The sequence below is a fragment of the Streptomyces macrosporus genome, assembly GCF_039533145.1.
Taxonomy (GTDB): Bacteria; Actinomycetota; Actinomycetes; order Streptomycetales; family Streptomycetaceae; genus Streptomyces; species Streptomyces macrosporus.
The window spans coordinates 92,391-107,022 of sequence record NZ_BAAASZ010000028.1; the positions used below are offsets into that span (position 1 = coordinate 92,391).

Consider the following 14,632-nt stretch of genomic DNA (forward strand, 5'->3'; position numbering starts at 1 on the left):
ACCAAGAGGTTACAGAGAGAAGCGGTTCGCGCGTATGCTGCCGAGCCATGGGGGACGGTGTCACACGGGGGACCTCGGACACCACGGGCCACGCCGCGCGAGGGGCGTGGCGCGTCCGCATACGGTCCCAGGGGTCGGACAGGATCATCGGGTCGGGCGTGCTGCTCGGCGGTGACACCGTCCTGACCTGCGCGCACGTGCTGGTCGACCGGACGTCTCCGGTCACCGTCGACTTCCCCGAGATCGAGGGGGCCGACAGCTCCACCGCGACCGTCCTCGACGGCTGCTGGGTGCCCCCGCAGGGGGAGGACCGCGGGGACGTGGCCCTGCTGCGCCTGGACCGGCCGCCGCCCGGCCGTCCCTCCGCGCCGCTGCTGCGGGCGGCGGCGATGCGGGGCATGCGGGTGGACCTGTGCGGCTACGCCGACTCGCTCCGGTACGTCCGCGGCGCCGCCCTGTCGGCCACCGTCAGCCTGCCGTTCGGCGAACGGGTCCAGCTCAACCTGCCGCCCTCGCACCTGCCGCGGCGCGGCTTCAGCGGCGGCCCGGTGCTGGACATGAACGACCCGCCCAGCGTGCTGGGCATCACCGTCACCCGGTACTTCGACTCCGCGGGGCCGGCGCCGTTGGCGATGGCGCACATGATCCCGGTGGAGACCATCGTCAGGCACCTGCCGGACGTGCGGCCCTGGGTCACGGGACCGCCGGGGGTGAGGCCGCACCTGGCCTCCTCGGCCTCCACCGGCCGGACGACCGACTTCGACTACGCCGAACGGCTCGCCGCCTGGCTCGGGGGCGGGAACCCCTCGCCGGTCCACGTCACCGAGGTCGAGCGGGGCTCCGGACGCGACCGCACCCTCCAGCGCGCCCTGGCCCTGGCCGACCGCGAACTGTCCGTGGACGCGCCCACCGTGCTCTCCACCGATCCCGCCGAGACCGTGCCCCCGGTCGGCAGCCTCGACCTGGCCGTCGACGCGCGGGACGCGACGGTGGACGAGGTGGTCGCGCAGGTCGCCGAGCGGATGAACCTCAAGGAGCCGGACCCGGCGCGGGCGCTCAAGCGGCTGCGCGCCGGCCGCATGCCGCTGACCGTCGCGCTCCTGGGCGTGAACGAGTCCGCCGAGCCGGACCGGCTGCTCGGGCTGTGCGGCGAGTTCGCCGAGCGCGGCTGCCGCCTGCTGCTGGTCTTCCACGGCACCGGCACCCGACCCGGCCGGGAGACCGAGGACGACCTGGCGCTGCGGCACCGCATGGGCGCCCTCGCCGAACGCCTCGACGCGCTCGACGCACGACTGCGCCGCCTGGCCCGGGCCAGGGCCCGGCTGGCCGGTGTGGAGCCGCCGGGCGACGCCGTGACGGACCTGCACATGGACCTGTCCCTGCTGCGGCACGCCCACCGTGTCGGAGAGGGTCCGACGCCGCGGTGGACGCGCGCCGCGCAGGACCGCCTGGAGCGTCTGGAACGTCGCACCGGGCGGGCGGAGCGGGAGGCGGACGCCGCCTGGGAGACGGCCCGCAGGGGGTACGAGCGCAGGGCGGAACTCCGCGGGGAGCTGCGGACGTACCGCCAACTGGCCGTCCGGCACGGCCGGATCGAGGACGTCGAACTCGACAGGGTGTACCGCGCGGCCCACCGGGCGCTGTACAGCGGGCGGTTCGCGGCGGAGGACGCGGCGGAGGCGGTCGCCGGCTACGTGGACGCCGTCCGCCGCGTGCTCGGCTGGCCGCCGCGGGAACCGGACGGGCACGGGGACGGGCACGGGGAGCCGGAGGGGCACGCGGCGGGGGAGGAACCGGAGGGGCGGCGGTGAACGGACGACGCACGGCGCACGGCGCGGGACCGGAGCCCGGCGGAGAGCCCACCGGGGAGGGGCGCGGGCTGCTGAGCCTCCCCGAGGTGCCCCCGCCCGCCTCCCCCGAGGCCCTCGTCCTGCGGAACCCCACCCCGCCCCTGCTCGGCCGCCCCTGCGGGAACCCCCGGTGCCGCCGCACGGTCGGCACGCGCTACCCGGGCACGCCCGTCCGGTACGAGGGCTACTGTCCGAACTGCGGCACCCGCTACTCCCTGCTTCCCCAGCTCAGGCCCGGGGAGCCGCTCGACGGCGGGCGCTACGAGGTCCGCGGCCCGCTGGCGCACGGCGGCCTGGGCTGGGTCTACCTGGCGGTCGACACCCGGTTGCGCAACCGTCCGATCGTCCTCAAGGGCGTGCTCAACCCGCACGACCCCGAGGCGCGGGAGCGGATGCTGGAGGAGCGGAACCAGATGATCGCCATCGGCCACGAGTCGATCGTCCGCATCGTCGACTACGTGCCCCACCAGCCCGACGACGACAGGACCCCGGCCGACTACATCGTGATGGAGTACGTCGGCGGCAAGTCGCTGCGCGGCATCCTGGAGGACGCCGGGACGGAGGCGGGACCGTTCGGCTCCGGCGAGCCGCTGACCCTGGAGCACGTCGCCCGCTACGGCTGCCGGATCCTGGGCGCCCTGGCGGTCCTGCACGACCGCGGCCTGGTCTACTCCGACATGAAGCCCGACAACGTCATCCACCGCGGCGACCGGGTGGTGCTCATCGACCTGGGCGGCGTGCAGCGGCCCGGCGACCCGGACCGCACGCCCGTCACCACCAAGGGGTACGCGGCCCCCGAGGTCGAGGACGGAAAGGGGCCGCCCACCGTCGCGCACGACGTCCACACCGTCGGCAGGACGCTGGCGGAGCTGGCCCGGGCCGCCGTGGACGGCGAACCCGGCGCCGCCGGCACCGGGCTGGGCCACGACTCCTTCCACCGGGTGGTGGAACGCGCCACCCACGCGCGGCCCGAGCGCCGGTTCTCGTCCGCCACCGAGATGTCCGAGCAACTGGAAGGCGTCCTACGGGAGTTGATCTCGCTGCGGACGGGCCGGCAGTACACCCGGCCCTCCGACGTCTTCGCCCCCACCCACGCCCTGCTGGACGCGGGGCTCGGCGCCGTGCCCGGCCTCGGACGCTGGCGGGACCGCCGGGCCCGGGCCTACCGGCGGACCGTCACCAGCCCCCCGCTGGACCCCGGCCGCCCCACCCCCTCCCGGGTCGCCGCGGGGCTGCCGGTGCCGCTGCCGCGCCGCGACGACCCGGCCGACGTCCAACTGCGCCTGCCCGCCCCGCAGGACCCCCGCGCGGTCGTGCGGCGGCTGGAGAGCTTCCTGGACGGGGACGAGTACGCGCCGAGCGTGGAGGTCCGGCTGCGGCTGTGCCGCGCCCACCTGGAGGTGCGCGACAACCTGTCGCCGGGGGACCGGGAACGCGGCGAGCGGCTGCGGGAGGCGGAGCGGCGGCTGCGGGAGGCGGAGGAGATCCTGGGCCTCCCCTCGGGCCGGGACTCCGTCCCCGACTGGCGCATCGCCTGGCACCGCGGCCTGGTCCGCCTCGCGCGGGAGGAGGTGGGGGCCGCCGAGGAGCACTTCGCGGAGGTCCACGGCGCGCTGCCGGGGGAGTACGCCCCCAAGCTGGCCCTGGGCTACTGCGCCGAGCACCGCGGCGACCTGGACCGGGCCGAGCGCTTCTACCACGCGGTGTGGCGGCGCAACACCCAGCAGGGCAGCGCCGCCTTCGGCCTGGCCCGGGTCCACCTGGCCCGCGGCGAGCGCGAGAAGGCCGTCGACGTGCTCGGCAGGGTGCCGCCGATGTCGCGGCACTACGACGCCGTCCGGATCGCCGCGGTGCGGATCCGGGCCGCCCGGCTCTCCCCGGGGCGGGACGGCCTGCCCGACCGGCGCGGCCTGGCGGCCGTCCAGAGGGAGCTGCCCCGCCTGGTCCTCGACACCGGCGAACGCGCCCGGCTGGAGGCCGAGATCCGCGAGTGGGCGCTGGACTGGCTCCAGCGGGTCACCGCGCCGCCCGGGACGGCGCCCGGCGCCGCGAACGCCCCGGCGGCCGGCGCGGCGGATGGGGGCGCGGCGGGGACGGACGGCACGCCCCCGGCGGAGCTGGGCGGCGCCCTGTTCGGCGGCGGGCCGGGGGAGCCCCCCACCGAACGCGGCCTGCGCACGCTGCTGGCGCGCTCCTTCCGCGACCTGGCCCACCAGCCCGGCGTCACCCGCGCCGAGAACGAGCACCTGGTGGACTGCTCCAACGCCGTGTTCCCCCGCACCTGGTTCGTCCGACCGGCCGAGGAGCCGACCCGATGACCGACCACGCGACCGACCGCACCGCCCGTCCGACGCCCGGCACCGCCCGTCCGACGCCCGGCACCGCCCGTCCGGCGACCGGCGCGGAACCGGGGCGGCCCCGCGTCCACCTGGCCGTGGAGTACGCCCGCGAGCAGTACAGCCCCGTCGGCGACCCCGACGCCCGGGACGACCACGAGGTGAACGTGATCGTGGAGGTCCGCACGGAGGGCCTGGAGGCCGTCGTGCCGCGCCGTCCTCCGCAGCGGTCCGAGGTCGTCATCATCGACTGCTCGGGCTCCATGGCCCACCCCACCCTCCGCAAGATCGCCGCCGCCCGGAAGGCCGCCGCCGCGGCGATCGAGAGGCTGCCGGACGGCACCCACTTCGCCCTCGTCGCCGGGACGGACACCGCCCGGCTCGCCTACCCCGCCCGGGACCGGCTCGCGGACCCGACCGAGCCCGCCACCGTCGCCGCCACGCCCGCCACCGTCGCCGACGGCAGCCGCACCGCCCGCACCCTGGAGGCCCACGGCGGCACCCGGATCTCCGCCTGGCTCACCCTGGCCCACCGGCTGCTCACCGCGCGCCCCGACGCGCCCTTCCGCCACGCCCTGCTGCTCACCGACGGCAGGGACGAGCACGGCCGGGCCGAGGAGCTGGAGCGCGTCCTGGACGTCTGCGCGGGCGAGTTCACCTGCGACGCGCTGGGCATCGGCGAGGACTGGGACGCCGCGCAGCTCCAGCGGATCGCCGACCGGCTGCACGGCCGGGCCGAGGCGGTCGTCGCGGACGGCGCGGAGGAGTTCGAGGCGCAGCTCACCGGGCTGTTCCACGAACTGGTCGGGGCCTCCACCCGCCGGGCGCTGCCGCAGCTCACCCTGGACGTGCGCACCGCGCCGTACCTGTCGGTCGACCTCTTCCGTCAGGTCCACCCGACCGTCCTGGACCTGACGGACACCGCCGTCGACGAGGGCGACCGCACGCTCTTCCCCACCGGGGCCTGGGGCGACGAGGACCGCTGGTACGAGCTGAGGATGCGCGTCGACCCCGACCACCCCGACCACCCCGGCCGCCGGGAGCCGCACGCCGCGCGGCTCGCCACCGTGCGGCTGGAGGCCGAGGGCGCCGAGGACGTGGAGCTGCCCGGGGAGGAGCACGTCACGGTCCGGTGGACGGGCGAGGAGGCGCCGCCGACCGACCTCGGCACCGCCGGCCGGCACTTCCGGCGCCAGGACGAGCTGCGGGAGGCGTCCCGCGCCGGCGCCATGGCCCTCTACCACGGCGAGACCGCCGAGGCCGAACGGGAGTTGGGCCGGGCGGTGCGCCTGGCGTACGAGCTGAGGGACGAGGCGCGCCTGGAGCGGCTGCGCGATCTGGTCACCGTCGAGAAGGCGGCCCTGGGACAGGTGCGGATCCGTGACGACATCACCCCCGGGCGCGTCCAGGCGCTGATCGTCCGCAGCAGCCACACCGCCGCCCCGCCGAGCGCGCACGGCCGGGGCGGGGCGCCGCCCTCGCCCTCCGGCGGTGAACCGGTCCGCTGCGCCCGGTGCTCCGCACGGGTGCGGCCGGGACGGTTCTGCGAGAACTGCGGACACCCCCTCGACCGATCCCTCGACCGTTCCCTCGACGTCTCCCGAGGGCACCGCCCCGGCACCTCCCGGACGGGGGAGCGGTGATGGGCACCCGGCGCCTGCTGCGGCTCCAGCTCGGCGTGCTGCTGGCGCTGACCGCGGTCGCCTCGGTGGCCCTGTCCGCCGCCTACGACGACACCCACCGCCGCCCCGGCGCCGTACGGGACCGGATCGCGCCGGCGGTCCTGGAGGTCGCCGCCGCCCGCACCGCGCTGATGAGCGCCCACCTGGCCGCGCGCGACCACCTGGACTCCGGGCTGACCGACGAGGCCGGCACCGACGAGACCTACCGCACCCAGGCCGCGGCGGCCACCCAGAGCCTGTCCCAGATCGCCGACGAGCAGGTCGCCGGCGAGGCCGGCGAACGCGCGCTGAGCACCGTCACCGCCCTGCTCGTCGTCTACCAGGACGCGATCGACCTGGCGGTGCGCCACGCCGAGCAGGGCGCCCTGGGCCGGGCGTGGTTCCACAGCGCCGACACCATCCTCAACCGCAGGGAGACCGGCATCCTGGCCCGGCTCGACGAACTCCAGGACGACCAGCTCCGGAAGCTGTCCGAGCAGACGGTGTTCACCGGTCCCCGGCGGACGGCCTGGGAGTCGGCCGCCGCGGCCCTGGCCGTGCTCGCGGTGGCGCTGGCCGTCGTGCAGTGGCAGTTGAACGAGCGCTTCCCGCAGCGCCTGAACCCCTGCCTGCTGGCGGCGTGTCTGATCCTCCTGGCCTCGGTGAAGCCCGTGACGTGGGCGCAGGGCACCCAGCGGCTGCTGGAGGGGGCCCGCGAGGAGCTGGTGGAGGTCGTCGACCGGCAGAGCGGGGTGCGGGTCGGCGAGGGGTTCCGGGAGGAGGAGTTGGACGAGACGAGGGCCGCCACCGCCGACGCCCTGGAGGAGGTGACGCGCGCCATGGACGCCACGGCCGACCGGGGGACCGGCGTCGCGGTGATCGTCGCCGGCGGGTTCGCCGTCGCGGCGCTGTCCCTGGCCGGACTGCAACGGCACCTGAGCCAGTACAGGTTCCGCTCGTGAGCCGGCCGGGACGCGCGCGCCGCGCGAGACGGGCCGTGCTCGGCCTGCTGTGCCTGCTGCTCGCGGCGGGCCCGACGGGCTGCGCCCGGCAGGCCGACGAACCCCGCCACGTCCTGACGGTCCTGGGACCGTGGACGGGGCGGGAGGCGGAGTCCTTCGGAGCGCTGCTGGACCGCTTCGAGGAGCGGAACGAAGGCGTCCGCGTCGACTACCAGGGGACCACCGCCACCCGCGAGGTGCTGCTCTCCGGGGTGCTCGCGGGCGCCCCGCCGGACGTCGCGGTGCTGCCCGTCCTCGGGGACCTGGCCGACTACGTCCAACGGAACCAACTGCGGCGGCTGGACGAGGACATCGTCGAGGACGACGAGTACGGCGGCCCCTGGCTGTCCCAGCCGACCGGGATGTCCGAACGCTACTGGCTGCCGGTCAAGGTCGACCTCAAGAGCATCGTCTGGTACGAGAAGGGGCGCTCGCCCGGCACCGCCGCCAGGGAGGACGTGGCCCGCTGGTGCATCGGCATGGGCTCCGACGCCACCTCCGGCTGGCCCGGCAGCGACTGGATCGAGGACATCCTCCTCCAGCGGTCCGGCGCCGACGACTACGACGCCTGGGCCACCGGCGAGATGGCGTGGACCGCCGACCCGGTGGTGGACGCCTGGCGCACCTGGGGCGCGTTCATGTCCGGCGACGACCGGGCGGCCGAGACCGCGCTGACCACCGACCACCGCGGCCCCGAGGACGGGAACGGACTGCTCTTCGACCCCGACCGCGACTGCGACCTGGAACACCAGGGCAGCTTCGCCCGCAGCCTGTACGGCGACGAGGCCCCCCGCGCCGACTTCGTGGCGTCCCCCCTGCTGCTGCCCGGAGCGGACGGCCAGAGCGACGTCCGCGAGGTGTCCGGGGACTTCGCGGCGATGTTCAAGGAGAGCGCCCAGGCCAGGGCGCTGATGCGCTTCCTGGCCTCCCTGGAGGCCCAGCGGGCCTGGGCGACCGGCGTCGACCCGCCCTTCTTCTCCGCGCACCGGGGCGTCACCCAGGAGGCGTACCCCGAGGGCGACACCGTCAGCCGCCGCATCGTGCGGGAGTTCCGGCAGGCCGAGCGGCTGTGCCTGGACGCCTCGGACGTCATGCCGCCCGCGATCCGCAGGATCTTCCACGAGAAGGTCCTGGAGTTCCTCGCCGACCCCCGGCAGGACCCCGTCCGGCTGCTGGAGCAGATCCAGCGCGTCAAGGAGGGGCTGCCCGAGGACACCCCCTGGCTGCGGAGGGCGTGCGGCTGACGCGGGATGCCGCGCCCCGCGCCGGTCACGCCGGTCACGCCGGTCCGTCCGGTTCGGCCGGTCCGTCCGGTCACCGGGACCGCAACGCCCGGGACAGGGCCACCATGCGGCGGACCTCGGCGTCCGGGCCGCCCTCGTCCGGCACGGCGACGAGCACGGCGGAGGCGGACACCGGGCGGCCCTCGGCGTGCGCCCGCAGCGCCTCCCGCAGCCGCCGCGCCGGTTCCTCGGGGGCGGCGCCGGCCGGTTCGCCCGTCCCGCCGCCGTCCGTGTCGGGCGCGGCGAGGCGGAGGCCGACGCGGGCCAGTCCGTCCCGGCACTCGACGACCCGGCGGTGGTAGCGGCGGTGCACCCCGCGCGGGCTCAGCGCGTCGCGCCGGGACCGCGCGGGCGGCCGGTGGGACGCGTCCTCGGGGAGGTGCCGGTGCAGCGCCGTCCACAGCGGCTCCAGGCCGCGGTACGCCCGCAGGTGCCGCCACCACACGCGCAGCGCGGTCAGCCGCGTGGCCGCGGCCGGGTAGGTGATGCCGACCAGGATCAGCGCGATGCCCGGCAGGAGGAGGAAGACCGCGCCGAACCAGCCCAGCGTCGTCTCCGCGGCTCCCGCCGTGTCCAGCGAGTCGGGCGCCCGCTCGCCGCCGGCCCAGCGCATCAACACCGCGGGGACGAACAGCGCGTTGGCCGCCACGACCGCCGCCATGCCGACGGAGGTGATCCGCAGCCCGCGCGCCGAACGGGGCGCGGCGTCGCGCGCGAGCCGCCGCGTCCACACCCAGCCCAGGGCGAAGCCCGCCGCGAGGTAGAGGTCGGCCGTCACGAAGAACACCGCCACGCCGGTGACCGTGTGGTCCCGGGTGCGGACCCCGTCGGGCGTCGCGGCGACCGCCGCGGTCAGGACGGTGACCGCGGCCAGCAGCGCCAGTCCGTACCAGGCGGCCCGTCTGCGGGCCCTGGCCGGCTCCAGCGCCGAGAAGAAGTAGAAGTACACCATGCAGTTCACCGCGGACAGCGCCAGCAGGTGCTGGAGCAGCCGGGACGTCATGGGGGCCAGGCCCAGGAACACCTCGTTCCGGTCGGCCGCCAGCCCGAAGGGGTAGGCGGCGGCCCAGCAGGCGACCAGCCCGGTGACCGCCCACGTCGGCACGTCGCGCGGCGCCCGCGCCAGCCGGTGGGCCGCCCACGCCAGCACCAGCGACGACCCCGCGCCGTACAGCAACAGCAGCAGACTCACAACCAGCCCCATCCGTCTCCGAGGGAGGCGCCGATGCGCCGGGCCGCGGCGTCGGCGGACGAGCGCGGGGCCACGCGGTCCGGGACCGAGGCCCGCTCCGGGGCGGTCTCCAAGACGATCGTGGCCACCGTCCCGGCCTCCCGCTCCCGTTCGCCGTCGTGGGCCGTGCGCCGCGGCGCACGCCTCCCCGCGCACGGAGCCCGGCTGGGACGACCACCCCGTGATCCGTCCCGGCCTCCTTCGTGGGGACAGAGGGTGGCAGGAGCGGGAGAACGAGTCCAGCCGCGCGCCCCGGCGGAGACGGCGGACGTGGCGCGTCGATGGCCCGGTGGCGGCGGCGAACGGAATCGAATCGTGGGCCGGAGGCCGGAAGACGGCTCCCGGAATCAGGGCGAAGGCGGTGGAAAGGCGGCAAAGCGAACCGTCGTCATTCGGCCGATTTTCGGGTGGGAGCGCGCCGGGGACGTCACTCCCCGCGTCGCGGGACGCGCCCCGCCCCGGAAGTTGTATAGACCACTGATGACGCAGCGTGCGAGGGAGATGCCGCCGAACCCGAGGTTCCGGAAAGGGGGGCGCACAACCGGTTGCGCCCCGGTGAATTCCGGTCACGCCACGGCGAACGGCTTCCGACGTCTTGGCCCGGAGACGTTCGCGGAGCCCCGGGATGACGCACTATATGGCTGGGCGACCGACAGGCCGGCGGAACCGGGAACGTCTTTTCCCGCAACGACCGGCCCCGTTCGGGCGCCCACGGTGTCCGCCGTACACCGACCGGGGAGGGGAGCCCCGGGTACCGCGGCCACCACCTGCCAAGGGGAAACAGGCGCGGACACGGCACGCCCTCGAGGTGCCCGAGCGCCGTCGACACAGGCCGGCGCCGCCCGCTCGCGCGCCGCCCCGGGGGGAGAACAGCCATGAGGCATGCGATCCGTACGGCCGCGGCCTGCCTCGCCGCGGCGTTACTGGCGGCCCTCACGCCGGTCGGCACCGCCGTCGCCGACCCCGCCGACGACCTCGAACCGCGCGTCGACCTGCGGGTGCTGGTCGTCGACGACGGTGGACCCGCCATCGACGCCGTCACCGCCGCGCTCGACGGCGCGGGCACCCCCTACACCACGGTCGACCTGTCCGACGACGGACGCCCGACCGTGGACGAGGACTTCCTCGCCGACACCGTGGACGGACGCCCGCGCGCCAAGTACCAGGGCGTGGTGCTGCCCGACGACAACCCCTTCGGCGCCGGCTCGCCCGAGATGGCCGCCCTCGCCGCGTACGAGGCGGAGTTCGGCGTCCGACAGGTCGACGCCTACACCTACGCCGCCCCGGCCGTCGGGCTCAACCGGCCGCAGGACCCCGGCCACGCGGGCCCCCTGGACGGAACCACCGCCCGCGTCACGGACGCCGGGAAGGCCGGACCGTTCGGCTACCTCGACGGCGAGGTGCCGTTCGAGGACAACGACCCGCGCGTCGACGAGAGCTACGGATACCTGGCCGTCCCCCTGGCCGACCCGCCGGGCGACGCCGTCTTCACCTCCTACGTCGACGCGCCCGTCCCGGACTCCTCGGCACGCGGCTCGCTGATCGGCGAGTACGCCCACGACGGCCGGCGCGAACTGGTCGTCACCTTCGTCTACAACCGGTACCAGCAGCAGTTCCGGCTGCTGGCCCGCGGCATCGTGGCCTGGCTGACCCAGGGCGTCCACCTGGGCGTGGACCGCAACCACTTCGCCGTCCACGTCGACGACGTCCTCGCCGCCGACGACCGCTGGAACACCGAGCTGAACTGCACCCCCGGCGACGTGGACTGCGGCGAGGCCGGCGAGGGCGTGGAGCCCGACACGATCCGGATGACCGCGGCGGACGCCGAGCACGCCGCGCGGTGGTCGGACGAGCACGGCCTCACCCTGGACATGGCCTTCAACGGCGGCGGCAGCGTCACCCACCGCGAGGAGAACGACGGCGCCGACCCCCTCGCCGACCGGCTCCTGGCCGACCAGGACGCCCACCGCTGGATCAACCACACCTACGACCACCCCTTCCTGGGCTGCGCGCAGAACACGACCGTGGTGCCGTGGCGGTGCGAGACCGACGAGCGGGGGAACACCGTCTGGACGAGCCGGTCCACCGTCACCGCGCAGATCCGGGACAACCTCGACTGGGCCGCCGCCAACGGCCTCGCCGTGGACCCGACCGAACTGGTCACCGGCGAACACTCCGGCCTGGCCGTCCTCCCGCAGCAGCCGGAGGACAACCCGAACCTCGGCCCCGCGCTCACCGACACCGGCGTCACCTGGCTGGCCTCCGACGCCTCCCGCGAGAGCGGGCAGCGCGCCGCCGGTCCCGCCCGCACCGTGCCCCGCCACCCGATGAACGTCTTCTACAACGCGGGCCGCGCCGCCGAGCAGGTCGACGAGTACAACTGGATCTACACCCGCGCCTCCGACGGCGGCAGCGGCATCTGCGAGAACTCCTCCACCACCACCTGCCTGGACGCCCCGCTGGACCCGGCGACCGGCTACACGTCGTACATCGTGCCCCTGGAGGCCCGCATCGCCCTGCGGCACGTGCTGGCCAACGACCCGCGCCCGCACTTCGTCCACCAGTCCAACCTGGCCGAGGACCGGATCGCCTATCCCGTCCTGGAACGGCTCCTGGACGACTACGCGGACCTCTTCGCCGACGACACCCCGCTGGTCAACCTGCGGATGAAGGACATCGGGGAGGAGTTGCGGCGGCGCGCGGCCTGGAAGACGGCGCTGGACGCCGGGGACGTCACCGCCCACCGGATCGGCGACACCGTCACCGTCACCGCCCCCGACGGGACGCACGCCCCCCTCACCCTGCCGGAGGGCGCCACGCAGCGGACGGACGGCACCGACCGGGCCTTCGGCGGCGCCTACGCCGGCCTGCGCTCGGGCTGGGCCGGGCCCGCCGCCGACGGACGGGCGTCGGTCTTCGACCTGGCCGGCGTCCCGGACACCCCGGAGACCCCCGACACCCCGGACGAGCCGGACGATCCGCAGGCCCCCGACCCCCGATGTCTCCCGGAGTTCCTGCGCCTCCTCGACCTCCTCGGCCTGCTGGAGAAGCTGTGCGGCGCGATCGTCCCGGACGCCGAACGGTCCACGGCACCGGACGCCGAGCCCGCCGGAGAACTCCCCGTGCCCGCCGGGGTCGCCGACCCCGTGCCGTACGGCCCCGGAGACACCACCGGCCGCTAGACCGCCGGGCCCGTCAGCCGCCGCCCCGCTCTTTTCGGAGACGACGAACCCCCATGCACGGACCCTTGGCCGAACCCTGCTTCGGCACCCCCTCGGTGACCCTGCTCACCGAGGGCACCTACCCCCACAGCCACGGCGGAGTCAGCGTGTGGTGCGACCAGTTGGTGCACGGGATGCCGGACGTCGACTTCCGCGTCCTGGCCGTCACCGGCACCGGGGACGAGACCCCCGTCTGGGACACGCCCGCCCACGTCCGCGAGGTCCGCACCCTCCCGCTGTGGGGCCCGCCCCCGCCCGGACGCGCCCCGCGCGGCAGACGGCTGCGCCGCGTCCTCACCGACCTGGAGGACTTCCTGCTGAGCCTCCTCGACCCCGCGGCGGAGGAGCGGTTCCCCGCCGCCCTCCACACCCTGGCCGACCACGCGGCCCGGGGCGAACTCTCGCCCGCCCTGCGCTCGGAGGGCGCCGTGCGCACCCTCGCCCGCCTGTGGAACCGCCCCGACCTGACCACCGCCGCCGCGCGGCCCACCCTCCACGACGCGCTGACCGCCGTCGACCTGCTGGAGCACGCCCTGCGCCCGCTGGCCGCCCCGCCGGTGACCGACGGGATCACCCACGCGGTCAGCGGCGGGCTGGCCACCCTGCCCGCCCTGGTCGCCCGACACCGCCACGGCGTACCGTTCCTCCTCACCGAGCACGGCGTCTACCTGCGCGAACGCTATCTGAGCAGCCGCTCCGAGCCGTACCGGTGGCCGGTCAAGGCGGTGCTGCTGGGTTTCTTCCGGCTGCTGGCCGAGGAGGGCTACCGACGCGCCGCGCTGGTCACCCCCGGCAACCGCTACAACCGCCGCTGGGAGGAGCACGGCGGCACCCCGCCCGAGCGAATACGCACCGTCTACAACGGCGTCGACCCCGCCGCGTTCCCGCCCGCCGGCCCCGAACCGGCGGAGCCGACGCTCAGTTGGGCCGGACGCATCGACCCCATCAAGGACCTGGCCACGCTCGTCCGCGCCTTCGCGCTGGTCCGCCGGGAGCTGCCCGCGGCCCGGCTGCGGATCTTCGGCGGCACCCCGCGCGGCGCCGAGGCGTACCGGACGGAGACGGAGAAGCTCGCCGCCGACCTGGGCGTCGCCGAGGCCGTCACCTTCGAGGGGCGGGTGGAGGACATCCGCGACGCCTACGCCGCCGGGAACGTGGTGATGCTCTCCAGCGTCAGCGAGGGCTTCCCCTTCACCCTCATCGAGGCCATGTCCTGCGGACGCGCCACGGTCTCCACGGACGTGGGCGGCGTGCGCGAGGCGGTGGGGGAGTGCGGCCTGGTCGTGCCGCCCCGCGATCCGGAGGCCATGGCACGGGCCGCGCTGCGACTGCTGAACGAGCCGGAGACCCGGGCGCGGATGGGCGAGGGCGCCCGGCTGCGGGTGATCGAGCAGTTCACCCTCCGACAGACCATCAGCGCCTTCCGGGACATCTACCACGAGCTCGCCGAGTCCGGCCGGCCCGGCACGGGGACGGACACGCCCACCCTCGCCCTGGCACCGGCCGCGGGAGGTGCCCGGTGAGCGGAACGCTCAGGCTCGTCCCCGGCGCACCGGAACCACCCGCGCCGGCCCGCCCCGCGCCCCGTCCCGCGCCCCGCCCGTCCTCCCGCACCGCCCCGACGCGCCGGCCGCGGCGGCGCCCGAGCTGGGCCGCCGACCCGCTGGACGAACTCGCCGAGGAGCTGGCCGAGGTGTGCGCCGCGGCCGTCCACCCGGACGAGATCGCCGCCCACCTGGAGGCCCAGGGGCTGACGAACGAACAGATCGAACGCCGCTACGGACGGCGCGACACCTTCGAGGCCGCGGCCGAGCTGTACGCCCGGGTGCCGCGCGCCTTCCCCGAACCCCCGCCCGCCCCCGACCCCTGGCGGGCCGACCCGCTCGCCGCGCTGCTGCGGGGGCTGGTGTTCACCCTCCCCGGCCTCGGCTACGCGCTGGGCGCCCCCTTCCTCACCGGGACGCCCGACCGGTTCGGGCTCCCGGCCGGCACGGTCGCGCTGGCCGCCTCCGCGCTCGCCGCCTGGGCCTGGAACCAGGCCCTCGCCCA

General features: G+C 75.9%; 9 protein-coding genes and 1 pseudogene. 8 read left to right on the forward strand and 2 right to left on the reverse strand.

What is annotated here, in order from left to right; all coding sequences use genetic code 11:
- The first annotated feature begins 47 nt into the window (after nt 1-47).
- The 5 genes from ABD335_RS21200 to ABD335_RS21220 are packed head-to-tail and all read left to right on the forward strand — an operon-like array spanning nt 48 to nt 8,092.
- Nucleotides 48-1,811, forward strand: coding sequence for a trypsin-like peptidase domain-containing protein (locus ABD335_RS21200; protein ID WP_344325932.1), 1,764 nt, complete (start codon nt 48-50; stop codon nt 1,809-1,811).
- Complete coding sequence (locus tag ABD335_RS21205; protein ID WP_344325935.1) at nt 1,808-4,168, forward strand: serine/threonine-protein kinase; 2,361 nt, start codon at nt 1,808-1,810, stop codon at nt 4,166-4,168. The genes ABD335_RS21200 and ABD335_RS21205 overlap by 4 nt, the downstream gene beginning before the upstream one ends.
- Nucleotides 4,165-5,829 carry a vWA domain-containing protein gene (locus tag ABD335_RS21210; protein WP_344325937.1) on the forward strand — a complete coding sequence of 555 codons (1,665 nt, stop codon included), beginning with the start codon at nt 4,165-4,167 and terminating at the stop codon, nt 5,827-5,829. The genes ABD335_RS21205 and ABD335_RS21210 overlap by 4 nt, the downstream gene beginning before the upstream one ends.
- The gene (locus tag ABD335_RS21215) at nt 5,829-6,809 is read left to right on the forward strand and encodes a hypothetical protein (RefSeq protein ID WP_344325940.1); all 981 of its coding nucleotides are present in this window, start codon (nt 5,829-5,831) and stop codon (nt 6,807-6,809) included. The genes ABD335_RS21210 and ABD335_RS21215 overlap by 1 nt, the downstream gene beginning before the upstream one ends.
- Nucleotides 6,806-8,092, forward strand: coding sequence for an ABC transporter substrate-binding protein (locus ABD335_RS21220; protein ID WP_344325943.1), 1,287 nt, complete (start codon nt 6,806-6,808; stop codon nt 8,090-8,092). The genes ABD335_RS21215 and ABD335_RS21220 overlap by 4 nt, the downstream gene beginning before the upstream one ends.
- Nucleotides 8,093-8,162: 70 nt before the next feature.
- On the opposite strand, the gene ABD335_RS21225 is transcribed toward ABD335_RS21220, so the two are convergent.
- Complete coding sequence (locus ABD335_RS21225; RefSeq protein WP_344325946.1) at nt 8,163-9,323, reverse strand: MAB_1171c family putative transporter; 1,161 nt, start codon at nt 9,321-9,323, stop codon at nt 8,163-8,165.
- Nucleotides 9,320-9,451 carry a hypothetical protein gene (locus ABD335_RS21230; RefSeq protein ID WP_344325948.1) on the reverse strand — a complete coding sequence of 44 codons (132 nt, stop codon included), beginning with the start codon at nt 9,449-9,451 and terminating at the stop codon, nt 9,320-9,322. The genes ABD335_RS21225 and ABD335_RS21230 overlap by 4 nt, the downstream gene beginning before the upstream one ends.
- A 786-nt stretch (nt 9,452-10,237) precedes the next feature.
- Between ABD335_RS21230 and ABD335_RS21235 the strand changes: the two genes are divergently transcribed.
- The 3 genes and pseudogenes from ABD335_RS21235 to ABD335_RS21245 form a co-directional block, all read left to right on the forward strand.
- Nucleotides 10,238-12,544, forward strand: coding sequence for a hypothetical protein (locus ABD335_RS21235; protein WP_344325951.1), 2,307 nt, complete (start codon nt 10,238-10,240; stop codon nt 12,542-12,544).
- A gap of 53 nt (nt 12,545-12,597) precedes the next feature.
- The gene (gene pelF / locus ABD335_RS21240) at nt 12,598-14,106 is read left to right on the forward strand and encodes a GT4 family glycosyltransferase PelF (RefSeq protein WP_344325954.1); all 1,509 of its coding nucleotides are present in this window, start codon (nt 12,598-12,600) and stop codon (nt 14,104-14,106) included.
- A pseudogene (locus tag ABD335_RS21245) lies at nt 14,103-14,632 on the forward strand (hypothetical protein); the annotation flags it as partial. The gene pelF and the pseudogene ABD335_RS21245, both read left to right, overlap by 4 nt.

Excerpts from the sequence above, each read along its gene's own strand:
- ABD335_RS21200 (WP_344325932.1), top strand. The coding sequence starts at position 48 with ATGGGGGACGGTGTCACACGGGGGACCTCGGACACCACGGGCCACGCC.
- ABD335_RS21210 (WP_344325937.1), top strand. The coding sequence starts at position 4,165 with ATGACCGACCACGCGACCGACCGCACCGCCCGTCCGACGCCCGGCACC.
- ABD335_RS21215 (WP_344325940.1), top strand. The coding sequence starts at position 5,829 with ATGGGCACCCGGCGCCTGCTGCGGCTCCAGCTCGGCGTGCTGCTGGCG.
- ABD335_RS21235 (WP_344325951.1), top strand. The coding sequence starts at position 10,238 with ATGAGGCATGCGATCCGTACGGCCGCGGCCTGCCTCGCCGCGGCGTTA.
- pelF (WP_344325954.1), top strand. The coding sequence starts at position 12,598 with ATGCACGGACCCTTGGCCGAACCCTGCTTCGGCACCCCCTCGGTGACC.